This window comes from Kribbella sp. NPDC050459 (assembly GCF_040655315.1).
In the GTDB taxonomy this organism is placed as follows: Bacteria; Actinomycetota; Actinomycetes; order Propionibacteriales; family Kribbellaceae; genus Kribbella.
Genome location: NZ_JBFAJQ010000005.1, coordinates 121,119 through 144,558 on the forward strand (window position 1 = coordinate 121,119; position 23,440 = coordinate 144,558).

A 23,440-nucleotide genomic window follows, 5' to 3' on the forward strand; every position below is an offset into this window, starting at 1 on the left:
CCGGACCTTTGGGGAGATGTGATGACGGAGCCTGTGACCCGGACACTCGACGTACCTGGGGCGACGTTGACGTACGACGTTCGTGGGGACCTGGCGCAGCGGCCGGTGCTGCTGACCATCGGGTCGCCGATGGCGGCCAGTGGGTTCCCGACGCTGGCGTCGTACTTCGCGGACCGGGCTGTGGTGACGTACGACCCGCGAGGCGTCGAGCGCAGTGTCCGCGACGGTGAGCTGACCGAGCTGTCGCCGGAGGATCACGCGGCCGACCTCGCCGCGCTGATCGACCACCTGGACGTCGGGCCGGTCGACATCTTCGCGAGCAGCGGCGGCGCGGTCAACGCACTGGCGCTGGCCGCCCGTCGCCCCGACCTGATCAACACGCTGGTCGCGCACGAGCCGCCGCTCGCCGGGATCATCCCGGACCACCAGAGCGCGCAGGCCGCGATCGCGGACATGTATGAGACCTACCAGCGCGACGGCCTCGGGCCGGGCATGGCGAAGTTCATCGCGCTGGTCATGTACGACGGCGAGATCCCCGTCGACTACACCCAGCAGCCCGCGCCGGATCCCGCGATGTTCGGCCTGCCCGTGGAGGACGACGGGTCGCGGACGGATGCGCTGCTCGGGCAGAACCTGCGCGGTTGTACGTCGTACCAGCCCGACTTCGACGCCCTGGGCAAGGTCCGGGACCGCATCGTGGTCGGGGTCGGCGAGGAGTCGCACAACGCCCTCGCGGGCCGCGGCGGAAAGGCGGCGGCCGAGCGGCTCGGTCTGACGCCCGTCGTGTTCCCGAGCAACCACGGCGGCTTCCTCGGCAACGAATACGGCCAGCCCGGCAAGCCCGACGAGTTCGCCGCCAAGCTCCGCGAGGTGCTCGGCTAAAGTAGCGCTCTGTGATCAAAGCGCTCGTTCTGGTAGTCAGTTTGTTGACGGTGCCTGCACCGGAAACGTATGCGCAGTACTCATTGATGTTCGAGAAGGCTGCCGGCCAGTACTTCGCCGGCGGCACCGCGGCCGGGCAGTGGGCCTGGACTCCGCTGAGCGCGACCGAGTCCGACATCTCCTGGGGCGACCCGAAAGCCTGGCCGCCTGCCTCCGCGGAACACTTCGTCCACGACGGCGACTGGGTCTTCCTCGAGGGCTACAACGACGGCGCCGGCCGCCCACTCACCCAGATCCAACGTGTCACCACTGAATCCCTCGGCGACACGAACTGCACCAACCTGCAGCCCCTCCCGTCCGACGGCAGCCGCCAGCACTACGTCAAGTGGACCATCCCAACCACCGGTTACTGCCTGGATGCCACCGGCATCATCAAGCCACCGGATGGCTCCACCACCGTCAACTTCCGACACCTCCAGAAGTGGCTACCGTCCCATCCCTGCTCCAATCCGTACTACGCCGGCCGAACCTGCATCACCCAGTACGAGCAGTGGTGGGACGACAACCAACATGCCTTCTCCCTACAGCTCACCCGCACAGTCGAGCTCGCCAAGGGCCTTGGCATGGCCTTCACCAACCGCACCACAGTCCCCCTGGAGTGGAACGCCGACGGCCGCAACTACTGGCACTACTGACCTTCTGCTCGTCGTCCTCGCAGTAGGTCCAGCCGGGATCGTCCTGCGCTGATACCGTGGGGTGTGCGCATGAACGGCGTGTTGTCGACGGAAGACATCGATCGCATCGCGGAGGAGGCGATCGACAGCGAGTCGCCCGAGTTGCTCGCGGCTTCCCTGGTCGATGCCGTAGAGCATGGCCGGTTGAAAGACGATGCTGATGTCTCCTATGCCCTGATCGTCGCGGCCGAGATCACCGCTGATGCCGGCCAGCCAGATGCCGCGATCGCCTTGGCAGAGCGCGGTATCGAAGCCTACGAGCAATCCGGCAACGAGTCGGCGTGCTACCCGATGGCGGTTCGCGCGGACGTGCTGTTTCTCGCCGGCCGCGACGAGGAGGCGATGACGCAACTCTCGCTTCTGCGTGACCAGCTGACTCAGGACTCCGAGGCAGCGACTCTTCTCAGCGACGTACTCGTGTCGAACGGTCGAGCGGAAACCGCCGAGGCATGGCTGACGGAGGCACTCGGCGTTGCTCTCCGGCGTCACGACGAACTGGACTCCGAACCTTCCGCCTCGGCGTCCGACGAGGTCGCGATGGTGGCATTCGAACTCCTCCAGGCGCGCCATGCTGTGCGGCACGAGCTTGAACTGCCGCACGACGATCACGACGACCTGGCGGACGAATTGCTGGATGCGCTGGAGGAGCCGGACGACGGGCCGGTCTTGATGTTCTTGCCAAAGCCGGAGTACGACGAAGCCCTCAGCCGCTGGCCGCAACTGGCCGCCGACTGCGGCGCGACGTGGGACGAGCATCGAGCAATGACAGAGCGAGACTTCGCATCCTTCGCGGAGCACGGCGCGGTCCGCTTGGCGGCCGTGGTTGGTTCGGCCGATGGCCTCGCGGCATTCGCCAGGGCAACCGGCAGTGTGCAGCTAGACGGAGATGTCGTTCAGGCCTACAGCGATTCTCTCGTCCAGGCGGGCTCCGCCGAGGTCAACTGGCCACCCGGCCGAAACGACCCCTGCTGGTGCGGTTCGGCCACCAAGTACAAGAAGTGCTGCCTCCCACGCTCCTAGCCAGCCGGAAGCAGATGCACCGCGCCAAGCGGGGGGCGGGTGGGAGCGCGCGGAGCGGGTGCGGTGCGGAGCGGAGCGACGAAGTAAGCGCCTGCGTAGCACGCGTGGGCAGACAACAGCCGCCCGGAGAAGGTGGCTCCGGGCGGCTGCAATCAGTAGAAGCTACTTCTTGACTGTCTTGTTGTACTGATCGATTTGGGGCTTGATGGAGTCGGCGGCGGCCTTCATGGCGGTGGTCGGGTCGGTGCCTAGGACGGCTTTTTCCAGGCCGTCTTCGGCTGCCTTGCGGGCCTGGGGCATGACGCCGAGGATGCAGCCGGAGGAGGCGTTGGTGGGCTTGGTGTTGTGGAGTTGGGTGATCGCGGTGGTGAACTGCGGGTACTGCGCCACCCAGGCCTTGTCCTCGGGCTCGTCGAGGGCCTTCTTGTTGATCGGGAAGTAGCCGGTGCCGGTGTGCCAGGCCGCCTGCTGGGCGGGGGACGAGGCGAACTTCACGAATTCCCACGAGGCGCGCTTCTCGGCGTCCGAGTGGCCGGGGCCGTCGACCCACAGCGACGCGCCGCCGATGATCGGGCCGCCGGTGTCGGAGGCCGTCAGGTGCGGGAACGGCGCGGTCAGCACGGTGAACTTGCCCTTCGCCGCGTCCAGGTAGCCGCGCAGTGATCCGGTCGATTCCAGGTGCATCGCCGACGTACCGGACTTGAAGACGGCCTGGGCGTCGTCGGTCTTCTTGCCGGTGTTCGGCATCAGGCCCTGCTTGACCATCTCCTGGTACCAGGTCGCGACCTTGACGCCCTGCTCGTCGGCGAAGTTCACCTTGGTCGCGAGGTCCTTGCGGCCGTTGTCGTTGTCGCAGTACGTCGTCCCGGACTGGGCGATCAGCTGCTCCATGAACCACCCGTAGATCGCCGCGTTGAAGCCGTACTGGACGGTCTTCCCGCCCTGCTTGATCGTCAGCTTCTTCGCGGCCGTCATGATCTCGTCGAGGTTCGACGGCGGCTTGTTCGGGTCGAGGCCGGCCTTCACGAAGGCTTCCTTGTTGATGTACAGCAACGGCATCGAGGTGTTGAACGGCATCGAGTTCAACTTGCCGTCGATGGAGTAGTAGTTCGCGATGTTCGGCTCGATCGAGTCCAGCGTGTAGCCGTCCTTGTCGGCGAACTTCTGCACCGGCACGGTCTGCTTGGAGTCGATCATGAACCGCGACCCGATGTCGTAGATCTGCACGACCGACGGCGTGTTCCCCTGCTGCACCGAGGTCTTGTACTTCGTGATCGTGTCGTCGTAGTCACCCTGGTAGACCGCGGTGACCTCGATCTTCCCGGAGTTCGCGGCGTTGAACGCCTTCACCAGTTTGTCGACGGCGGCGCCGTTCGCGCCCTTCATGCCGTGCCAGAAGGTGACCTTCGTGACCCCGCTCGCCTTGTCGAGCGCGCTCGCGTCCGGGGCGTCCAGCGCCCCGCTGCCGGAGTCGTCATTCGAGGAGTCGCCACCGCAACCGGCGGCGACCAGAGCCAGCACCGCCAGCAGGGATCCAGCGGCCGCCGTACGTCGTTGGAGGACGGATCGCATCAGCATCAACCTTTCTCAGCGAATCGCACCCGCGGTCAGCCCGCGGACGATGAAGCGCTGGCCGAAGACCACGATGGCCAGCGTGGGCAGGATGGACAGCGTGACGCCGGCCAGGATGAGTCCCGGGTCGGCGGCCTCCGCGTCGTTGAGCTGGCTGATGCCGATCTGCAAGGTACGGCGGGACGCCGAGTCGCCGATCAGCAACGGCCAGAAGAACTGGTTCCACGCGGACAGGAACACATACAGCCCGACCGCCATCAGCGCGGGCTTGTTCAGCGGCAGCAGGATCCGCCGCAGGAACCGCCAGTGCCCGCAGCCGTCGATCGTGGCCGCGTCGCGCAGCTCGGCCGGGAACTGCAGGAACGACTGCCGGAGCAGGAACACCCCGAACGCGTTCGCCAGGAACGGCAGCACCAGCGCGATCATCGTCCCGGCGTACGACGCGGTCAGCCGCTCGCCGCCGATCGACCAGCCGGTGATGGTCAGGTAGTTCGGCAGCACGATCGACTCCCACGGCACCATCAGCGTGGCCAGGAAGAGCCCGAACAGGACGCTGCGTCCCCACATCTTCATGAAGACGAACGCGTACGCCGCGAGCACGCTCGTGATCAGCTGCGCGAGCGTGATGATCGAGGTCTGCAGGATCGAGTTCACGTACTGCTGCCCGATCGGCGTCCCCGACGACGTCGCGCCCTGGTAGTTGCCGGTGAAGATCCCGTGCGGGAACAGGTCCGGCGGGTACGACGAGATCTGCCCGGGCGCCATGACCGACCCGGCGATCACGTAGTACACGGGGAAGATCACCAGCAGCGCGGCCCCGATCAGGACCACGTAGGTGACGACACGACCCGGCCTCATTTGTAGTGCACCCGCCTCTCCAGGACGCCGAACTGGATCGCCGTGCAGGCGAGCAGGATCACCAGCAGCACGATCGCCTGCGCGGACGCGGCGCCGAAGTCGCTGGCGTTGTTCGCGAACGCGGTGTGGTAGATCGAGTAGACGAGCGTCTTCGTCGACTGCTCCGGGCCGCCCTCGGGCGTCAGGATCTTGATCTGCCCGAAGCCCTGCAGGGACTGGATCGTGGAGATCACGACCAGGAAGAACAGCTGCGGGCCGAGCAACGGGATCGTGATGTACCGCGCCGCGCGGAAGCCGCCGGCGCCGTCGAGTGTGGCGGCCTCGTTGATCTCGGTCGGGATCGCGCCGATGCCGGCGGACAGGACGAGCACGTTGTACCCGACGCTCATCCACACCGTGGTGATCGAGACGCTGATCAGCGCCCACGAGGGGTCGGTCAGCCAGCCGATCCGGTCGACGCCGAACCGGCCGAGCAGGCCGTTGGCGAGCCCGATCGCCGGGTTGTAGATGGTGGCGAAGATGACCGACGCGCTGGCGACCGAGAACGCGAACGGCAGCGCGAACGCGGTCCGGAAGATCCGGATGCCCTTGATGTGCTGCTCGAGCAGCAGCACGACGACGAGCGCGCCGAGGACCCCCGGGACGACAGTCAGCAGCACGAACGCGAACGTCACCCAGAGGATGTGCCGGAACTCGGCGGACCCGAGCAGGTCCTTGTAGTGCTGCAGCCCGACGTACGCGTCCGGCCGGCCGAACAGGTCGGAGCCGTGCAGCGACAGCGACACCGACTTGCCGAGCGGCCAGATGATGAACAGCGCGAACACCACCAGGCAGGGCACGAGCATCAGCCAGGACAGCAGGGACGCACGGGCGCCTCGTCCTGGCGTTGACGGACCTGGCGGAGCCGGGGTCGGACGGCGGCGAGCACCCACCGGTAACCTTGTTGTAGTCAATCGTTTACCTCCAGTAAGAGCGCAGTCTTACACCGCCGGGGGCCTTCACCGCGAGGGCACGCTAGGCTGAGCGCCCGTGAAGGTCTTGGTGATCGGCTCGGGTGGCCGCGAGCATGCACTGGCCTGGGCGCTGGCCCAGGATTCCGAGGTCGAGCAGGTGGTGGCGGCCCCGGGCAACCCTGGCATCGCCGCGTTGCGCCCGGCGTACGAAGGGCAAACGATCGTTTGCCGCCCGGTGGACATGTCCGACCACGACGCGGTTGTCGCGCTGGCGCGGGAGCTGGCCGTCGACCTGGCGGTCGTCGGCCCGGAGGCGCCGCTGGTGGCCGGCCTGGCCGACCCGCTCCGGGAGGCCGGGATCGCGGTCTTCGGTCCGTCCCGCGAGGCCGCGCAGCTGGAGGGCTCGAAGGCGTTCGCGAAGGACGTGATGGCCGCCGCCGGTGTGCCGACCGGCCGGGCGTACGTCTGCACGACGGCCGAGGAGGCGGCGACGGCGATCGACGCGTTCGGCCCGCCGTACGTCGTGAAGGACGATGGGCTCGCCGCGGGCAAGGGCGTGGTGGTCACGTCGGACCGCGAGGCGGCGCTCGCGCATGCGGCCGAGTGTGACCAGGTGCTGATCGAGGAGTTCCTGGACGGCCCGGAGGTGTCGCTGTTCGCGATCACCGACGGTACGACCGTGCTGCCGATGCAGCCGGCGCAGGACTTCAAGCGCCTCGGCGACAACGACGAGGGCCCGAACACCGGCGGCATGGGCGCCTACACGCCGCTGCCGTGGGCGCCGGACGACCTGGTCGCCGACATCCTCGAGAACGTGCTGCAGCCGACCGTCGACGAGCTCCGCCACCGCGGTACGCCGTTCAGCGGCCTGGTGTACGCCGGGCTCGCGCTGACGTCCCGCGGTGTCCGGGTGATCGAGTTCAACTGCCGCTTCGGGGACCCGGAGACGCAGGCGCTGCTGCCGATGCTCAAGACCCCGCTCGGCGGTCTGCTGTACGCCGCGGCCACCGGGAAGCTCGCCGATCACGGTGATCTGAGCTGGCGGAACGCGTCCGCGGTCACGGTGGTGGTCGCTGCGAAGAAGTACCCGTCGAGCCCGCGCAACGGCGACGTGATCACGGGGATCGAGCAGGCCGAGAGCGACACGGTCCGCGTCTTCCACGCGGGGACGGCGTTCGAGGACGACGAGCTGGTGACGGCCGGGGGCCGTGTGCTCGCGGTCAGCGCCGTCGGCAAGGATCTCGCCGAGGCCCGGCAGCGCGCGTACGCCGCGGTCGGTCAGATCCGGATCAAGGGCTCCCAGTACCGCACCGACATCGCGCTGAAGGCCGAGCGCGGCGAGATCACCGTCTGAGGTCCGGACGCGACAGAACCGCCGGCCCAGGCGCGGCCGGCGGCTCTGTCTGTCGTGGAGGTCAGGCGGTGTGCGGCGTCGTGCCGGCCAGCTTCGGCAGGACCTCGGCGTCGGCGGGAACCGTCCGCAGGTGGGCGTACCCGAGGATCGAGAGGATCAGCAGGATGCCGGCCGCGGCGAAGGCGGCGATCGCGGCGATCAGAGCGATCTGGCCCATCTTCCAGAAGGCGTAGGCGTTCAGCAGGAGGCCGCGCAGGGTCTCGCCGCGGAAGGCGGTCTGCACCTGGCCGGCCAGCTTCTCGTCGTTCGGGTTGGCCCGCGATTCCTCGGACAGCTGCGCGTAGGTCTTGCCGCCGGCCATCTCGTTGATGTGGACCCTGATGTAGTGGTTGGCGTAGGCCTCGGCCTGCGCGCCGTTGACCAGTTGCTGACCGGCGTACTTGGACAGGTACGGCTTGACGGCCGGGTCCTCGATGGACTCGCTGCCGGCCTTCGGGAAGTAGATCTGCTGGGCGGCGAGCTGGCTGTGGACCTGGTCGTCGACGAAGTTGTGCGCCCACAGCAACAGTCCGCCGGCAGCGCCCAGAACGATGGCGAGGACGAGTCCGGCTGAGGTGAGCAGCGCGTCGAAAGTCTTGCGGCGCATGGCGGGTTCCTTTCGGGCCGCGGTCCTCGGGGCCGCGGAGTGTGATTGATCTGCACTCCGAGTGTTCGCCCGCGCACCCCACCGCGAACAGGCACCGAACGGCCCTGATCGGCAGGTCCATGGACCCGATCCCACCGGGCCCTGCCGACGCGGAGGAGCCAAGCGGCCTCGTCCGTGGTCCACTGGGTCATGTACCCAGAGTGATTTTGGATAGGGTCACGAATTCAGGGAACCGGATCGGCGGCTCGGGGGTGTAGGTGGGTATGGAGACGGAGGGGCTGCGGGAGTTCTACAGCGCTCATCAGCCGCGGCTGGTGGGCGTGATCTCGCTGCTGACCGGGTCACGTGCCGAGGCCGAGGACATCGTCCAGGAGGCGTTCGTCCGGCTCGTGCCCCGCTGGGAGAAGGTGTCGCGGTACGAGGCTCCGGAAGCCTGGGTGCGACTGGTCGCGCTGCGGCTGGCCGCCAACCGGCACCGGGACGGCAATCGGTTCACGCAGCTGTTCCACCGGCTGCCGGCCGACCACGTCCCGGACCCCGCCGACCGGTATTCCGGTGATCTCGAGCAGGCTCTCGCCGGCCTGCCGATGCCGACCCGGCAGGTCGTCGTCCTCCATTACGTCTGTGACCTGAGCGTGGCTCAGGTGGCCGACGCCCTCGGGATCGCGGAAGGCACGGTGAAGTCGCGCCTGTCCCGCGCCCGGGACACCCTGTCCGATTCATTGCTGTTGAGGAGTGACGACCATGCCTGATCTGCAGGACGACCTGCAGGCGCTGGCCGACCGCCGCGCCGCCGAGTCGACCGGAGACTTCGACTCCGTCCTGACCACGGCCCGGACGCGCAAGCGCCGCCGGACCGCCGGTCTGACCGTGATCGGCGCGGCCGCCGTGGTCGGCGCCGTCGCGATCGTCCCCACGCTCCGTCCGGCGGCGAACAACGTGCCCGTGGCCGAGAGCCCGGTGCCGACGAACGCCGTCGCCCCGCCCAAGGTCGAGACGATCCCGTCCACCAAGCCGTCCCCGAAGGCGGGCGCGCTCGGGCTGAAGTCCACGGTCGCGGCGGCCGGCGGGCAGTTCGTCGCCACGTTCCCGGACAAGCAGGTCCGCGCCGCGACGTTCTCGCTGTCGTCGGCGTCCAAGCCGGACGTCGCGCTGTACACGCTGGTCGCGAAGATCCCGGGCGACGCCACCACGCCGTACGCGATCCGGATGGGCGGCGAGATGGGCATCGCGATGCCGTCGTACAACGGCCCCGGCCCGTACACGCTGGCCATGCCGAAGAACCTGCCCGCCGGTTCGTACCGAGTCTGCACGCTGTCCGGTGCGCTGCTGTGCGGTCTGGTGACCGTCAGCTAGAGCTCATCTGGGAGAATGGGGTTCGTGACCAAACCCCGGATCCCGAACGTTCTCGCCGCGCGCTACGCCAGTCCGTCGATGGCGGAGCTGTGGTCGCCGGAGCACAAGATCGTGCTCGAGCGGAAGCTCTGGGTCGCCGTCCTGAAGGCCCAGAGCCGGCTCGGAGTGACGGTGCCGGACGGGGTCGTCGAGGACTACGAGCGGGTGATCGACCAGGTCGACCTGGCCTCGATCGCGGACCGCGAGCGGGTCACGCGGCACGACGTGAAGGCGCGGATCGAGGAGTTCAGCGCACTCGCCGGGCACGAACACATCCACAAGGGGATGACGAGTCGTGACCTGACCGAGAACGTGGAGCAGCTCCAGATCCGCGCCGGCCTGGAGTTGATCCGGGACCGCGCGGTGGCGACCGCCGTACGGCTGGGTCAGCTGGCCGCCGACCACGCGGCGCTGGTGATGACCGGGCGTTCGCACAACGTCGCCGCGCAGGCGACGACGCTGGGCAAGCGGTTCGCCTCGGCAGCCGACGAGTTGTTGGTCGCGATCGCCCGGCTCGAGGAACTGATCGAGCGGTATCCGCTGCGCGGCGTCAAGGGCCCGGTGGGTACGTCGCAGGACATGCTGGACCTGTTCGGCGGTGACCCGGCCAAGCTGGAGGAGCTGGAGCAGGACATCGCCCAGCACCTCGGGTTCAGCCACACCCTGACGAGCGTCGGCCAGGTGTACCCGCGGTCGCTCGACTACGAGGTCGTGTCCGCGCTGGTCCAGCTGGCCGCGGGGCCGTCGAGCCTGGCGACCACGATCCGGCTGATGGCCGGGCACGAGCTGGTCACCGAAGGCTTCAAGGAGGGCCAGGTCGGCTCCTCCGCGATGCCGCACAAGATGAACACCCGGTCCTGCGAGCGGGTGAACGGGCTCGCGGTGATCCTGCGCGGCTACGCGTCGATGGCCGGCGAGCTGGCCGGCAACCAGTGGAACGAGGGCGACGTCTTCTGCTCGGTCGTCCGGCGGGTCGCGCTGCCGGACGCGTTCTTCGCGCTGGACGGGCTGTTCGAGACGTTCCTGACCGTGCTCGACGAGTTCGGGGTGTACCCGGCCGTCATCAGCCGTGAGCTCGAGCGGTACCTGCCGTTCCTGACCACGACCAAGGTGCTGATGGCCGCGGTGAAGAACGGCGTCGGCCGCGAGACCGCCCACGAGGTGATCAAGGAGCACGCGGTCGCCACCGCGCTGGACCTGCGCAAGGGTCTGGCCGCGAACGACCTGTTCCACCGCCTCGGCGCCGACGGCCGCCTCGGTCTCACCGAGGAGCAGATCGTCGGCATCGTCGGCGAGCCGCTGTCCTTCACCGGCGCGGCCGTCGCCCAGGTCGGCGCGGTCGTCGCCAAGATCGACGAGCTCGCCAAGCGCTACCCGGAGGCGGCTGCCTACACCCCGGGGGACATCCTCTGACGCACCGCTCTTGATAACCGGACCGTGGTCCACTAAGTTGAGTGGACCATAGTCCGGTTAGTGAGGTGTGGCATGCAGCGGGTAGGTGTCGTGTTCGGCAGCTTGACGCCGGCCGAGGAGCTGGCCGCAGGTGCTCGGGCTGCGGAGGAGGCCGGGTTCACGCAGCAGTGGTTCTCGGAGGACTGCTTCTTCAGCGGCGGTTTGTCCGGGGTGGCACAACTCCTGGCATCGACGACCGGAGTCCAGGCCGGTCTCGGCCTGGTCAGCGTCATGACCAGGCATCCAGCTGTGCTGGCGATGGAGATTGCCGGGCTGGCGCGGATGCACCCGGGACGGCTCCGCGTGGCCGTGGGTCTCGGGAGCGAGTCGTGGGTGCGGCAGATGGGGTTGATGCCCGACCGCCCGCTGACCGCCGTCCGCGAGACGATCGCCGTACTGCGCGATCTGCTCGCGGGGAAGACGGTTGATCGGCGGACGGCCGCACACGAGTTCCACGGGATCACGCTTGATCTGCCGCCGGCCGACGTACCGGAGATCTGGCTGGGAGCTGTCAACGAGCGGGCGTTGCGCGCCGGTGGCGAAGTGGCAGACGGCGTGCTGCTGTCGGTGCTGGCCGGACCGAGCTACCTCCGGTGGGCTCGCGAGCTGACGGGATCGGTGCCGGTGACGGCGTACGTTCTGGCGGCTGTCGACGACGATCCTGCGGTGGCGCGTGAGGCTGTGCGTGCTGCGGTCGGGTTCTTCCTGGTGGCGGAGTCGCGCTCGGCGCTGGTGTCGCGCTCGCAGTACGCCGACGAGGTGCTCGCGGCGGTCGACGCGTTGGCGCCAGGAGAGTCGTTGGTTGTTCCGGACAGCTGGGTGGACGAGTTCGCCGCGGCGGGGACACCGGATCAGGTCGCCGATCGCTTGCGGGCACTGCTGGACGCGGGCGCGGATTCCCTTGGATTGTGGCTCTTTCCACCGGACCGGCTGTCCGTGCAGATCCAGCGGGTAGCCGCCGAGGTGTTGCCGAGGCTGGGGTCGCCAGTGGGGTGTGACATCCTCTAACGCGTGTTCGCACCGCTCACCTGGGCTCTCGTCGGATTGTCGCTCGCTGCGATGGTGTACGCCCTCGTACTGGCCGCGCGGAACAAGCGGATCGACTGGACCGTGCTAGGCGTGCTCGGCGTGGTCGAGGTCCTGCTGGTCGCGCAACTGGTCGTCGGGATCGTGCAGCTGAGCGGCACGGACCGGGACGTGTCCGGGCCGTTCTTCGTCGGGTACCTGATCGGGTCGCTGCTGATCCTGCCGATCGGTGCGTTCTGGGCGCTGGCCGAGAGCAGCCGGTGGGGCGCGGGTGCGCTGGCGATCGCCTGTCTGGTGATCCCGATCCTCGAGCTGCGGCTGCACGACCTGTGGGCGGTCTGAGGTGACGGATCCGGCGGCCACGAAGCACGGGCCGGGGAGGATCCTGATCGCGGTGTACGGCGTGTTCGCGCTGGCCGCGACCGCGCGCGCCGGCGTACAGATCGCGACCAAGTTCGACGAGGCGCCGATCGCGTACCTGCTGTCGGCCGTTGCCGCGGTCATCTACTGCGCCGCGACGTTCGCGCTGGCGAAGGCGACACCGGTGTCCCGCAAGGTCGCCACGGCCGCGATCGCGATCGAGCTGATCGGGGTGATCGCGATCGGCGCGTTCAGCTACGCCGTACCGGACGACTTCCCGGACGCGACCGTGTGGTCGCACTTCGGTCAGGGCTACGGCTTCGTCCCGCTGCTCCTGCCCGTACTCGGCCTGCTCTGGCTCCGTCGCACCCGGTAACTCCCAGCAAACTGCCAGCCACACACAGGGGCTGGCTCAGCTTGGCCGGACAGCATCGGTGGCATGCAGATTCCAGGTCACCCTCGGGTCGAGATCGTCGTACCCGTCAAGAACGAGGAGAACGACCTCGGACCGAACATCAGACGGTTGCGGGAGTTCCTCGACACCGCTTTCCCGTTTCCGGCCGAGGTCTGCATCGCGGACAACGGAAGTACCGACGCGACCTATGAGATCGGCGCGCTGCTCGCCGCCGAGCTGCCCGGGGTCCGGGTGGTCCGGCTCGAGCAGTCCGGGCGCGGCCGGGCGCTGAAACAGGTCTGGTCCGCGAGCACCGCCGAGGTGCTCGCCTACATGGACGTCGACCTGTCCACGAACCTGAACGCCCTGCTGCCGCTGGTCGCGCCGCTGCTCGCCGGGCACAGTGATGTTGCCATCGGCACCCGGCTCGCGAAGAGCTCCCGGGTGGTCCGGCGGCCGAAGCGGGAGTTCATCTCACGCTCGTACAACCTGTTGCTGCGGGCAACGTTGAGCGCACACTTCTCGGACGCGCAGTGCGGCTTCAAGGCGATCCGGGCCGACGTGGCGCAGGAGCTCCTGCCGCTCGTTGAGGACACGAGCTGGTTCTTCGACACCGAGCTGCTCGTGCTGGCCGAGAAGGCCGGTCTGCGGATCCACGAGGTACCGGTGGACTGGGTGGACGACCTGGACTCCCGGGTCGCGATCGCGAAGACGGTCGGCGAGGATCTGCGGGGGATCGCCAGACTGATGCGCAGTCGCGTCGACCTGGAGCCGATCCGGCAGCAGTACGGGCGGCCCCGGATCCTCGATCCGCGGACGGCGATGGCCGCGCGGGTGCTGCGGTTCTGTGCGGTCGGGGTGCTGAGCACAGCGGCGTACGCGCTGCTCTATCTCGTGCTGCGCCAGGGGATGCCGGCCCAGGTCGCGAACCTGCTGGCGCTGCTCATCACCGCGGTCGGCAACACCACACTCAACCGGCGGATCACGTTCGGGGTGCGTGGGGTGGAAGGCCGCTGGCGGCATCAGCTGCGCGGCCTGGTCACCTTCGGCATTGGCTGGAGCCTGACCGCCGCGTCGCTGTGGCTGTTGCACACCGCGGTCTCCGCGCCGCACCAGGCGGTGGAGATCACCGTCCTCACCATCGCGAACCTGGCCGCCACCGTGGTCCGGTTCAGCCTCTTCCAGACGTGGGTGTTCGACGACGACGCGCCTACCTTGCCCACCTTCGAACCGCCGGTTCTCGAGAACACCCGGAGCAACTGACATGACCACTTTGTCCGATCCCGTCGAGGCCACCAAGCCTCGCGCGATCAGTACGCCGTACACGTTGAGTCGCGACAAGATGCTGTACGGCGGTCTGCTCGCGCTGACCGCGATCGCCTATCTGTGGGGCCTGTCCAAGAACGGGTACGCCAACGAGTACTACGCGGCCGCCGTACAGGCCGGGTCGACGAGCTGGAGGGCCTGGTTCTTCGGGTCCTTCGACTCCTCGAGCTTCATCACCGTCGACAAGACACCCGCTTCGCTGTGGGTGATGGGACTGTCGGGGCGGATCTTCGGGTTCAACACCTGGAGCATGCTCGTCCCCGAGGCGCTGATGGGCGTCGCGAGCGTCGGCTTCGTGTACGTCTCCGTACGGCGCTGGTTCTCCGCGAACGCCGGTCTGCTGGCCGGGGCGATTCTCGCGCTGACACCGGTCGCCGTACTGATGTTCCGCTTCAACAACCCGGACGCGCTGCTGATCCTGCTGCTGTGCGCCGGCGCGTGGGCCGTGACGCGGGCGATCGACTCGACCAAGCACGCAGCGCGGTGGATGATGCTGGCCGGTGCGCTGGTCGGGTTCGGGTTCCTGACGAAGATGCTGCAGGCGTTCTTGATCCTGCCGGCGTTCGGGATTGCTTATCTGGTGGCCGGGAAGCCGGCGCTCGGGAAGCGTCTGGTGCATCTCGTGCTGGCGACGGTGTCGCTGATCGTCAGCGCCGGCTGGTGGGTCGCGATCGTCGAGTTGCTGCCGGCCTCGGCTCGGCCGTACATCGGTGGGTCGTCGACCAACAGCATTCTCGAGCTGACGCTCGGCTACAACGGGCTCGGCCGGTTGAACGGCAACGAGACCGGCTCTGTCGGCGGCGGTGCAGGTAACCCCGGTTGGGGCGGCGCGGCCGGCGTACAGCGGTTGTTCGGCGGCGAGTTCGCCTCGCAGATCGCCTGGCTGCTACCGGCGGCACTCATCGCGACCGTCGTGCTCGTCGTTGCCGCGGGCAAGGCGCCGCGGACCGACCGGAAGCGCGCGTTCGCGCTGCTGTGGGGTGGTTGGCTGGTCGTCACCGGGTTGGTGTTCAGCTACATGCAGGGCATCATTCACAGCTACTACATGATCGCGCTGGCGCCGGCGATCGGGGCGTTGATCGGGGCGGCGATGGCGGTGCTGTGGCGGCGCCGGGCGGAATGGTTGCCGCGGACAACGTTGGCCGGCGGGATCGTGCTGACGGCCGGGTGGAGCTTCGCGCTGCTGAACCCGACGCCTTCGTGGCAGCCGTGGCTGCGCTGGGTGGTTCTTGCCGCCGGTGTGGTGGCGGCCGGGTTGCTGATGCTGCTGCCGGAGTTGAAGCTGCGTCGTACGGCGGCTCGGCGGGCGGGGCTGTTCGCCGCCACGCTGCTCACGGTGAGCGCACTGGCCGGGCCGACGGCGTACTCGGTCGAGACCATCAGTGCGGCGCATGCCGGCGCACTGCCGTCCGCCGGGCCGTCGGGTTCCGGCGGGATGATGGGCGGCGGGCGTGGTGGGTTCGGCGGCGGGCGGATGGGTACGCCGCCCGGCGGTACGGCGCAGCAGCCTGGGACTGGAACTGGTACTGCGCAGCAGCAGGGTGGGACTGGCGGTGTCGGCGGATTCCTTGGTGGCGGCGGGATCAGCAGTGTCTCGAGTGAGCTCGTGACGCTGCTGCAGCAGGGGGCGAAGGGCTACACCTGGGCCGCCGCGTCGGTGACCGCGAACGGGGCCGCGCCGCTGCAGATCGCGTCCGGCGAGCCGATCATGGCGATCGGCGGATTCAACGGGACCGACCCGGCGCCGTCGCTCGCGGAGTTCAAGGAACTGGTTGCCCAGGGCAAGATCCACTACTTCATCGGCAGTGGCGGCGGCGGAATGATGGGCGGCCGTGACGGCACCTCCAGCGAGATCGCCACCTGGGTCAGCGAAAACTTCCAGTCCCAAACCGTCGGCAACGCCACCGTCTACGACCTCTCCACCGGAACAGGAGCCTGAGAAATGAGTCAGTCCACAGAAGCCCAGTTCCAGGCGGCGCAGGCCGCCCAGAACAACCCGGCTACGTCGCCCCAGCAGCCTGTGGGTCAGCAGCCATCGGCGCAGTACTCCCCGGCGCCGCCCGAAGCGGCGAGGCCCGAAGGGACGAAGGGCGGACGCCCGAGCAACTTGATGCTGGCGGGCGCCGGTTCGATCCTCGCGGTGCTGGCCTTCCTCGGCGGCATGGCGGTCGGGCACTCGTGGGACGGCACGAGCAACCAGCAGGGCCAGTTCGGCGGCCCCGGCGGCGGTTTCCGCGGCGGCTTCCCCCAAGGCAACGGCCAGGGCACGGGCCAAGGCAACGGTCAGGGAACCGGCCAGGGCAACGGGTTCGGCCAAGGCACAGTCCCGGGCCAAGGTCAAGGCCAGGGCACCCAGCAAGGCCAAGGAACTCAGCAAGGCCAGGGGACTCAGCAAGGCCAGGGAACTCAGCAAGGCCAAGGCACCGGTACGCAGCAGGTCCCCGGCCAGACGCGCACCAGCTGACCAAGCAGCCCGGCGGGCCTCGAGCGGACACTCGGCCCGCCGGGCGTCCTTGTGCCTCCACCGCTCATTTCGGCCGCGCGAAAACGGTCGGTGGGTGCACAAAGTTGGCGTGAAATCGGCTGGCTTGACGAGCGTCAAGGGATGGGATGACACGCGGGAGGGTTCGTGGGGGTGTGGGGTGGGGTAATGATCGGGACGTGGAATGGTCGAACGTCACCTGGTTCCTGACCGCGCTCGGGGCGGTCGTCGTGCTGATCACGCGTGTCCGGCTCGGGGGGACTGTTGTCGACGGCACCGGTCACGGCGCGGGCCGGCATGGGTACTCCGCGACCCTCCTGCGGATGCACACGCTGGTCGGTGTGATCACGCTGCTCGGCTGGGTTGTTGCCCTGGTCACCGGTCGGCAGGGGATCGCGCTGGTGATCCTGGCCGGCTGGTGGTTGCTGACCGCGGTCGGTTTGTTGCTTCTCGCCCGCTGGTTGCCGAGCGGCGGCAAGCATTCCGAGGATGCGCAGAGTGATTCCTGGGGTTCCGGCGCCGGCCTGTCGGTGCTCGGCCACGTCGGCATGTTGCTCGGCGTCTGCTATTTCACCTTCGTCGCGGTCACGGACCGTCTCTGAGTCCGGCGATCAGTGCCGTGACGGAGCGTCGTACGGCGGCCTCGAACGCTTCTGGTGAGAGCGTGCCCCCGGCCCCGGCGACCCGGTCGTACATCAACCCGTCCATCATCGCGGCGACCGGCCACGCCGCGGCGTCCGGGTCGGGGACGCCGAGACCGGCGAGCAGTTGCGCGAGCATCGCCCGCAACTGCTGCCCGCCCGCGTTGATCGCGGCGCGCAGCTCCGGCTGACGACTCGCCTCCAGCGACAGCTCGTACCGGGCGACCAGGTCCTCCGGCCGGTCCCGGGCGAGTCCGGTCGTCATGGCCACCATCAGTTCGATCGCATCCGTCCCGGCCGGCGGCATCCCGGTCACGTCGCGGGTGAGCATCCGGTTCACGCACGCGGTGAGCAGGGCGTTCCGGGTGCGGAGGTAGTACGACGTGGAGCCCGGGGGCAGGCCGGCCTCGGCGTCGACCGCGCGGTGGGTCAGACCGCGCAGCCCGCGGGTCGCGACCAGCCGGATCGCGGCGTCCGCGATGGCGTCCTGCCGGTCCGCGCCGCGCAAACGCTCCTTCGTCACGCGGCACAGTCTCGCACTTCCCAACCAAACTCTACAGATGTAGAGTCGAGGTCATGAGTACGGCGATCGTGGTGGGAGCGGGGATCGGCGGGGTCACGGCGGCTGTCGCGCTGCAGCGGTGCGGCTGGCAGGTCACGGTTCTGGAGCGCGCTGCGCAGCTCGGCGAGGTGGGCGCCGGCATCTCGGTGTGGCCGTCGGCGGTCGCGGTGCTCGAGGAGCTCGGGGTGAAGGGCGTCGAGAAGGCCTCGGTGCAGTCCCGGCCCGCCGGGATGCGGAGACCCGACGGCCGCTGGGTCGTCGGCGCGCCGGACCTCGGCATGGAGCTCCCGGTGATGATCCACCGGGCTCAGTTGCACGACCTGATCACGGCTGAGTTCGGCCCGGCGGTGACGGTCCGGACCGGGTACGACGTCCGCACGATCACCCAGGACGCCGGCGGCGTCACGGTCAACGACGACCTGCGCGCCGATCTCCTGGTCGCGGCGGACGGGATCCGCAGCGCGGTGCGAGGTGCCCTGTATCCGCAGTACAAGGGGCCGCGGTACTCGGGTTTCACGGCGTACCGCGGGATCGCGGAGGTCGACCTCGACGACGGCGGTGGCGAAACATGGGGCCGTGGGCAACTGTTCGGCTTCGCGCGGCTCATCGACGGGCGGTTCTACTGGTACGGGACCGCGAACCAGCCGGCCGGTACGACGAGCGAGCCGAGCGTGTTCGAGAGCTGGCACGACCCGATCCCGCGGCTGATCGCGGGCAGCGAGAAGATCCTGCAGAACGACATCTACGACCTGACGTTGCCGCTGGTGCCGTTCGTGCAGGGCCGGGTGGTGCTGCTCGGGGACGCCGCGCACGCCATGACGCCCAACCTGGGCCGCGGCGCGTGCTCCGCGATCGAGGACGCCGGCGCGCTGGGCCGCCACCTCACCAGCGCCAACCTGCAGACGGCGCTGGCGGCGTACGACGCGGAACGGCGGCCGGCGACGACCAAGCTGGTGAAGCGATCGCGGGGCCTCGGCCGGCTCGCCCAGACCGAGAACCCGATCGTGTGCACGATCCGCGACGGCTTGTTCGCGGTCGGCGGCAAACTGGTGGCCCTGCGCGCCCGCAAGTAGGCGGATGGAAGAATCGGCGCCGTGACCACACTTCCGCAGGCGCCCGAGATTCCCGGTGCGAAGCACCTCCACTCCGGCAAGGTCCGGGACCTGTACGAGCTGGAGTCCGGTGACCTGCTGATGGTCGCGAGCGACCGGATGAGCGCGTTCGACTGGATCCTGGAGTCGGTGATCCCCGACAAGGGGAAGGTGCTCACCGCGATGAGCCTGTGGTGGTTCGAGCAGCTCGACGTGCCGAACCACATCATCTCCACCGATGTCCCGGCCGAGGTCGCGGGCCGGGCCGTGGTGTGTGAGAAGCTCGCGATCTACCCGGTCGAGTGCGTGGCACGTGGGTACCTGAGCGGCACCGGCCTGCTCGACTACAACGCGACCGGCGCGGTCTGCGGGATCCCGCTGCCGGCCGGTCTGGTCGAGGGGTCACGCCTCGAAACCCCGATCTTCACGCCGGCCTCGAAGGCCGAGCTCGGCGAGCACGACGAGAACGTGTCGTACGACGCGGTGGTCGCGACCGTCGGCGCGGACACCGCGGCCGTGCTGCGCGACACGACGCTCGAGATCTACACGACCGCGCGGGCGATGGCCGAGGAGCGCGGGATCATCCTGGCGGACACCAAGTTCGAGTTCGGCGCCCGCGCGGACGGGACGCTGGTGCTGGCCGACGAGGTGCTGACCCCGGACTCGAGCCGCTTCTGGCCGGCCGACCAGTGGTCTCCGGGCAAGCAGCAGCCGTCGTACGACAAGCAGATCGTGCGCGACTGGCTGCAGTTCGAGTCGGGCTGGGACCGGACGTCCGGTGAGGCGCCGCCGCCGCTGACCGACGAGGTCGTCGAGCGGACCCGCGCGTCGTACATCGCGGCCTACGAGCAGCTGACCGGCCGGAAGTTCGACGGCTAGAACAGGCCCACGCCGAGCGCGAGCAGGACGAAGCGGCCGCCGCGGCCGAGCAGGACCGCGAGGGTGAAGACAGCGGTCCGCATCCGCGAGGCGCCGCCGATCAGCGCCACGCCGTACAGCGGCGGGATGCCGACGAACGCGCTCAGCAGGGTGACCGGCATGCCCCAGCGGCTGTCGCTCATCGCGTCCAGGAGACGCTTGCTGAGGTCACGGTTGCGCTGGACGAAGCGGCCCCAGCGGGTGTCCAGGTCGACCGCCTTGGTCTCCTTGGTCTGGCGGGCCGCGTAGCCCGGCCGGTACCGGACGGCGAGGAACATCGCGACCTTGCCGATGGTCTGCCCGACCGCGACGCCGACCGCGGCGACCACCGGGTTCAGGGCATGGGTGACACCGACGCCGAGCACGTACGCCTCGGCGTTCAGGAACGGTACGACGGCGGACCCGATACCGAAGCCCACCGCGAGCACCAGTTGCCAAACCCACATGACCTCGAGGCTATGCGCGATGAAGGCCCTTGCCACGGGGGTTAGCACCACTTCGGGGAGCGACCAGGGTCACACCTGAGCCTCATGCGGCTTCGCCCGGAGCGGCGGCCTGCCGGCCGACGAGGATCATGACCAGCCGGTACGAGGAGACGACCTTCACGACGCAGGCCGCGACCGCGACTGCGTACGGCAGCCACTGGGCTCCGGTCTGCCCGGCGACGACCAGCGAGACGACCACGGCGCCGGTGTTCAGCGCCTTGGCCGGCTTGGACCAGTTCCAGACGTAGATCGGCCGGTCGACCTTGTAGAAGTAGTTCGGGCTGAGCATCCACGGCCAGAGCAGGAACGAGAACGTCAGCATCGTGTCCAGCACGCCGAACTGGATCAGGTAGATCGCCAGCGGACCGATCGTGCCCGGGTACGTCGCCATGAACGCGGCCGCCAGCAGGAACGAGCAGGCCCGGTCACAGACGATGTCGAACACCGCGCCGGACAGTGACTCCTCGTCGCGCCGGCGAGCCACCCAGCCGTCGAGACTGTCGCCGAACCAGTAGGTGAAGTACCCGACCGCGAGCCAGGTCAGCTCGCCGGTCCGGAACGCGTAGGTCGCGACCACCATCGCGATCACGGTCCGGGCCAGTGTGATCCGGTTCGGCACCCCGAGCAGCAGGGCGGGCCGGACCACCAACGGAACTGACGTCATCAAGCTGCCCTCAGATTCTCGGGATCGAGTGCGTCCCGCAGTTGGTTGCGAAGCAGGAGTCCCGCGGCGGCGGCGCCGAGGTGACCGAACAGCCAGCCCGCGGCGGTCAGGATCGCTGCGAGCAGCAGCGTGCCCGGATCGAACGGGCCGACCGCGCCGCCGGAAACGCGGTTGATGCCGATCACCGTGCCGAACAGCAGCCCGGCGGCCAGCGCGGGAGCGGCGACCACGGTCAGCTGCCGGCGGATGACACGACGGAGAAACGGCAGGTCCACGCCCAGCGCGGTCAGGCTGGCGAGCTGACGACGCTGGTCGACCAGTTGGTCGGCGACGCCGACGATCAGGGCGGCGATCGCGGTCAGCACGATCAGGACGAGGCCGGCGATCGTCAGGCCGAATCCGGTGGTGTAGAAGCTCGCCGAGGTCACCGTCTCGTCGGCGACGACGCTCGCGATCCCGTTCGCCATCGAGCCGACGAGGAAACCGCAGCTGCCCAGCAGCATGCAGATCCGGGAGCTGGGCCGTGAGTCGGTCATCAGGCGGACGCCGGTGAGCAGGCTGGCCGGATCGCCGGACCGCTGCAGTCGCCGCCCGAGCCAGCGGATCCAGAGGCCTGAGGTGCTCAGGAACAGCAACGCCGTCCCGGCAAGCGCGATCGTGGACCCGACGTAGCCCATGTACGGCGACGTGAGGAGCCCGAGTGCGATGAGGACCGGTCCGGCAACGATGCCGGTATGACGCTGCGTCGCGGACTGTGGTTGCGGTGCGGCCGTTCCGTCGCGGTGCAGCAAGCTGCCGATCACCACGCCCGCTGCTGTCATCATCACCACGACCGGGATCCAGAGGAGCGCGTCGATCGGCTCCGCACCGGGCAGGATCCGCGCCATCCGGGGGAGCGCGCCGAAGAGCAGACTGAGCACCAGATAGGCAGGCCCGGCGAGCAGTCCGCCGGCCAGACCAGCAATGGCCGCGTCGGCGACGGTCAGTTGCCGCAGCTGCTTGCGGGAGGCACCCGCCAGTCGCAGCGCGGCCAGTCGGCGTTCGCGAGCCGCGGTGCCCAGCCGTAGCGCCTGGACTGCGAGGCCGCCGGTCAGTGCGGCCAGGATGATCAAGATCGCGATCAGCCCTGACCGGAGACCGCTCTCGGCGATGTAGTTGCTGTAGATGTCGTTGCCCAGCTCGCCTTTGCCGAGACGGGCGATGCGGAGCGCGCCCAGCAGCAGTGCTCCGCTGAATGCGAGTGCCGCGGTGGCCAGTTGGACCCGGCTGCGGTCCGCCGGTGTCCGTGAGCGTGCCAGCTGGACCAGCGTCTCGAGTGTCATCAGAGCGCTACCTCATGCTGGATCAGGCCGTCGCGCAGCCTGATCTCGCGATCCGCCGATGCGGCCACGAGGTTGTCATGCGTCACCATCAGCAGAGCGGCACCGCGGTAGCGGGCGGCCTCCAGCAGTACGTCGAGCAGCTCCTGGCCGGCCCTGCTGTCCAGGCTGCCGGTGGGCTCGTCCGCGAGGACGACAGACGGACCTGTGATCAGCGCACGCGCTACTGCGGCACGCTGCGTCTGGCCGCCGGACAGCTCGGCTGGAACCGCGTCAGCGTCCTCGGCAATGCCGACCTGGTCCAGCCATCGCCTGGCGGCCTGGTGCGCCTCGCCCCGCTCATGCCCGCCCAGCAGCAGCGGCAACGCCACGTTGTCGACCAGCGGCAGGTCCGGCACCAGCTGGCCGAACTGCAGCACGACGCCGACCTTTGTCCGACGGAGCGCCGCACGCTGCTCTTCCGGCAGCTCTGCAAGGTCCTGGCCGTCCACCTGCACCACACCGGCGTCCGGGGTGAGGATGCCGGCCGCACAGTGCAGCAGCGTCGACTTGCCGCAACCGCTCGCACCGGTCACCGCGACCACCTCGCCCGGCTTGAGCTGCAGGCTGACACCACGCAGCGCGGTGTTGCGCCGGTACGCGTACTCGACTTTCTCCAGCTCCAGAACGGCATTCATCAGCGAGCTCCCCTCTGCTCGGAGATGCGGTCAAGGGCACTGTCGAGCCAGCGCAGGTCGGCGTCCAGGTGAGCCACTATGTACTCGCGGACCAGTGGTGAGGTCGGGTCGTCGTCGGCCGGCGTCTCGCGCAGCTCACGGATCCGGCGCAGGTGACTGGCGCGCTGGCGGGCAAGGAATCCGGCTGCGTCGCCGCCGGTCCGGATCGCCGCCACGAGCTTGCGCAGGACCTCGTCGGCGCTGCCCCAGGCCGGCGGCACCGGGTCGGTGAGCCATTCGCTGAGGTGGTCGCGGCCCTTGCCGGTGAGCGCGTAGACCGTCCGGTCCGGACCGCCGCCGGAGGTCTTTTCGATCACCTCGACCAGTCCGTCGCGCTCCAGTCGCCCAAGCGTCGTGTACACCTGCCCGAAGGCGAGCGGCCGGCTGTCCGGGAACCAGGTGTCATGACCACGCTTCACGTCGTACCCGTGCGCCGGGCCCGCGGACAGCAGCCCGAGAACGAGCTCAGCAGTGGCCATGCCCGGAACTATACACTGCGTGTATGTACTGAGTGAATAGTCCAGGATGCGGCATTCCGGGCCTCGGTCGGTAGGATTCAGGCGTCACCCCGCAACGAACCTGGAGTAGTC

At 68.9% G+C, this 23,440-nt stretch carries 26 protein-coding genes; 16 read left to right on the forward strand and 10 right to left on the reverse strand.

The features are described from left to right. Nucleotides 1-21 precede the first annotated feature (21 nt). From AB0I12_RS19345 to AB0I12_RS19355, 3 genes are all read left to right on the forward strand, one after another. Nucleotides 22-882 (forward strand): alpha/beta hydrolase, encoded by an 861-nt coding sequence (locus tag AB0I12_RS19345; RefSeq protein WP_359931237.1) that lies wholly within the window; start codon nucleotides 22-24, stop codon nucleotides 880-882. 50 nt (nucleotides 883-932) lie between these two features. After that, nucleotides 933-1,577, forward strand: coding sequence for a hypothetical protein (locus AB0I12_RS19350; RefSeq protein WP_359931240.1), 645 nt, complete (start codon nucleotides 933-935; stop codon nucleotides 1,575-1,577). 69 nt (nucleotides 1,578-1,646) lie between these two features. Further along, the gene (locus AB0I12_RS19355) at nucleotides 1,647-2,636 is read left to right on the forward strand and encodes an SEC-C domain-containing protein (protein WP_359931243.1); all 990 of its coding nucleotides are present in this window, start codon (nucleotides 1,647-1,649) and stop codon (nucleotides 2,634-2,636) included. Nucleotides 2,637-2,798: 162 nt separating this feature from the next. Here AB0I12_RS19355 and AB0I12_RS19360 read toward each other — a convergent pair whose 3' ends face one another. From AB0I12_RS19360 to AB0I12_RS19370, 3 genes are read right to left on the reverse strand one after another with little or no spacing between them, the layout of a single operon-like run. Beyond that, nucleotides 2,799-4,208 carry an ABC transporter substrate-binding protein gene (locus AB0I12_RS19360; protein WP_359931246.1) on the reverse strand — a complete coding sequence of 470 codons (1,410 nt, stop codon included), beginning with the start codon at nucleotides 4,206-4,208 and terminating at the stop codon, nucleotides 2,799-2,801. Nucleotides 4,209-4,223: 15 nt separating this feature from the next. Further along, nucleotides 4,224-5,066, reverse strand: coding sequence for a carbohydrate ABC transporter permease (locus AB0I12_RS19365; protein WP_359931249.1), 843 nt, complete (start codon nucleotides 5,064-5,066; stop codon nucleotides 4,224-4,226). Then, nucleotides 5,063-5,911, reverse strand: coding sequence for a sugar ABC transporter permease (locus AB0I12_RS19370; protein WP_359931252.1), 849 nt, complete (start codon nucleotides 5,909-5,911; stop codon nucleotides 5,063-5,065). Before AB0I12_RS19370 ends, AB0I12_RS19365 begins: the two co-directional genes overlap by 4 nt. A gap of 184 nt (nucleotides 5,912-6,095) precedes the next feature. Here AB0I12_RS19370 and purD point away from each other — a divergent pair, with 184 nt between their 5' ends. Next, nucleotides 6,096-7,373 (forward strand): phosphoribosylamine--glycine ligase, encoded by a 1,278-nt coding sequence (purD, locus tag AB0I12_RS19375; RefSeq protein ID WP_359931254.1) that lies wholly within the window; start codon nucleotides 6,096-6,098, stop codon nucleotides 7,371-7,373. A gap of 61 nt (nucleotides 7,374-7,434) precedes the next feature. Here the strand turns inward: purD and AB0I12_RS19380 are convergent, their stop codons facing one another. Then, nucleotides 7,435-8,019, reverse strand: coding sequence for a hypothetical protein (locus AB0I12_RS19380; RefSeq protein ID WP_359931257.1), 585 nt, complete (start codon nucleotides 8,017-8,019; stop codon nucleotides 7,435-7,437). Between the two features lie 263 nt (nucleotides 8,020-8,282). On the opposite strand from AB0I12_RS19380, the gene AB0I12_RS19385 reads away from it, so the two are divergent. The 10 genes from AB0I12_RS19385 (at nucleotide 8,283) to AB0I12_RS19430 (ending at nucleotide 17,056) form a co-directional block, all read left to right on the forward strand. Next, nucleotides 8,283-8,771 carry a SigE family RNA polymerase sigma factor gene (locus AB0I12_RS19385; RefSeq protein ID WP_359931260.1) on the forward strand — a complete coding sequence of 163 codons (489 nt, stop codon included), beginning with the start codon at nucleotides 8,283-8,285 and terminating at the stop codon, nucleotides 8,769-8,771. Then, complete coding sequence (locus tag AB0I12_RS19390) at nucleotides 8,764-9,375, forward strand: hypothetical protein (RefSeq protein ID WP_359931263.1); 612 nt, start codon at nucleotides 8,764-8,766, stop codon at nucleotides 9,373-9,375. Before AB0I12_RS19385 ends, AB0I12_RS19390 begins: the two co-directional genes overlap by 8 nt. A gap of 15 nt (nucleotides 9,376-9,390) precedes the next feature. Beyond that, entirely contained in the window at nucleotides 9,391-10,827 is a 1,437-nt protein-coding gene (gene purB / locus AB0I12_RS19395) for an adenylosuccinate lyase (protein WP_359931266.1), read from the forward strand. 72 nt (nucleotides 10,828-10,899) lie between these two features. Then, entirely contained in the window at nucleotides 10,900-11,874 is a 975-nt protein-coding gene (locus AB0I12_RS19400; protein ID WP_359931269.1) for an LLM class flavin-dependent oxidoreductase, read from the forward strand. Between the two features lie 3 nt (nucleotides 11,875-11,877). Further along, a complete protein-coding gene (locus AB0I12_RS19405) occupies nucleotides 11,878-12,234 on the forward strand; it encodes a hypothetical protein (protein WP_355695178.1) in 357 nt (118 codons plus the stop codon). Nucleotide 12,235: 1 nt separating this feature from the next. Beyond that, on the forward strand, nucleotides 12,236-12,628 hold the full coding sequence (locus AB0I12_RS19410) for a hypothetical protein (protein WP_359931272.1): 393 nt from the start codon (nucleotides 12,236-12,238) through the stop codon (nucleotides 12,626-12,628). A 63-nt stretch (nucleotides 12,629-12,691) separates the two neighbouring features. After that, nucleotides 12,692-13,909, forward strand: a complete 1,218-nt coding sequence (locus AB0I12_RS19415) for a bifunctional glycosyltransferase family 2/GtrA family protein (RefSeq protein ID WP_359931275.1) — start codon at nucleotides 12,692-12,694, stop codon at nucleotides 13,907-13,909. Nucleotide 13,910: 1 nt separating this feature from the next. Then, nucleotides 13,911-15,911 (forward strand): glycosyltransferase family 39 protein, encoded by a 2,001-nt coding sequence (locus AB0I12_RS19420; protein WP_359931278.1) that lies wholly within the window; start codon nucleotides 13,911-13,913, stop codon nucleotides 15,909-15,911. 3 nt (nucleotides 15,912-15,914) lie between these two features. After that, entirely contained in the window at nucleotides 15,915-16,436 is a 522-nt protein-coding gene (locus AB0I12_RS19425; RefSeq protein WP_359931281.1) for a hypothetical protein, read from the forward strand. A gap of 197 nt (nucleotides 16,437-16,633) precedes the next feature. Continuing rightward, a complete protein-coding gene (locus tag AB0I12_RS19430) occupies nucleotides 16,634-17,056 on the forward strand; it encodes a hypothetical protein (RefSeq protein WP_359931283.1) in 423 nt (140 codons plus the stop codon). On the opposite strand, the gene AB0I12_RS19435 is transcribed toward AB0I12_RS19430, so the two are convergent. Then, entirely contained in the window at nucleotides 17,040-17,618 is a 579-nt protein-coding gene (locus tag AB0I12_RS19435; RefSeq protein WP_359931285.1) for a TetR family transcriptional regulator C-terminal domain-containing protein, read from the reverse strand. The two genes, AB0I12_RS19430 and AB0I12_RS19435, sit on opposite strands and share 17 nt — an antisense overlap. 53 nt (nucleotides 17,619-17,671) lie before the next feature. Between AB0I12_RS19435 and AB0I12_RS19440 the strand changes: the two genes are divergently transcribed. Both AB0I12_RS19440 and AB0I12_RS19445 read left to right on the forward strand, forming a co-directional pair. Beyond that, nucleotides 17,672-18,730 (forward strand): FAD-dependent monooxygenase, encoded by a 1,059-nt coding sequence (locus AB0I12_RS19440; RefSeq protein WP_359931288.1) that lies wholly within the window; start codon nucleotides 17,672-17,674, stop codon nucleotides 18,728-18,730. Nucleotides 18,731-18,751: 21 nt separating this feature from the next. Further along, on the forward strand, nucleotides 18,752-19,627 hold the full coding sequence (locus AB0I12_RS19445) for a phosphoribosylaminoimidazolesuccinocarboxamide synthase (protein ID WP_359931291.1): 876 nt from the start codon (nucleotides 18,752-18,754) through the stop codon (nucleotides 19,625-19,627). Here AB0I12_RS19445 and AB0I12_RS19450 read toward each other — a convergent pair. From AB0I12_RS19450 to AB0I12_RS19470, 5 genes are all read right to left on the reverse strand, one after another. Beyond that, nucleotides 19,624-20,112 carry a hypothetical protein gene (locus AB0I12_RS19450; RefSeq protein ID WP_359931294.1) on the reverse strand — a complete coding sequence of 163 codons (489 nt, stop codon included), beginning with the start codon at nucleotides 20,110-20,112 and terminating at the stop codon, nucleotides 19,624-19,626. The genes AB0I12_RS19445 and AB0I12_RS19450 overlap by 4 nt on opposite strands. A gap of 82 nt (nucleotides 20,113-20,194) precedes the next feature. After that, nucleotides 20,195-20,815, reverse strand: coding sequence for a CDP-alcohol phosphatidyltransferase family protein (locus AB0I12_RS19455; protein WP_359931297.1), 621 nt, complete (start codon nucleotides 20,813-20,815; stop codon nucleotides 20,195-20,197). Then, nucleotides 20,815-22,137, reverse strand: a complete 1,323-nt coding sequence (locus AB0I12_RS19460; RefSeq protein ID WP_359931300.1) for an FtsX-like permease family protein — start codon at nucleotides 22,135-22,137, stop codon at nucleotides 20,815-20,817. Before AB0I12_RS19460 ends, AB0I12_RS19455 begins: the two co-directional genes overlap by 1 nt. Beyond that, on the reverse strand, nucleotides 22,137-22,811 hold the full coding sequence (locus AB0I12_RS19465; protein WP_359931302.1) for an ABC transporter ATP-binding protein: 675 nt from the start codon (nucleotides 22,809-22,811) through the stop codon (nucleotides 22,137-22,139). Before AB0I12_RS19465 ends, AB0I12_RS19460 begins: the two co-directional genes overlap by 1 nt. Continuing rightward, complete coding sequence (locus tag AB0I12_RS19470; RefSeq protein ID WP_359931305.1) at nucleotides 22,811-23,329, reverse strand: PadR family transcriptional regulator; 519 nt, start codon at nucleotides 23,327-23,329, stop codon at nucleotides 22,811-22,813. Before AB0I12_RS19470 ends, AB0I12_RS19465 begins: the two co-directional genes overlap by 1 nt. Nucleotides 23,330-23,440: the final 111 nt, after the last annotated feature.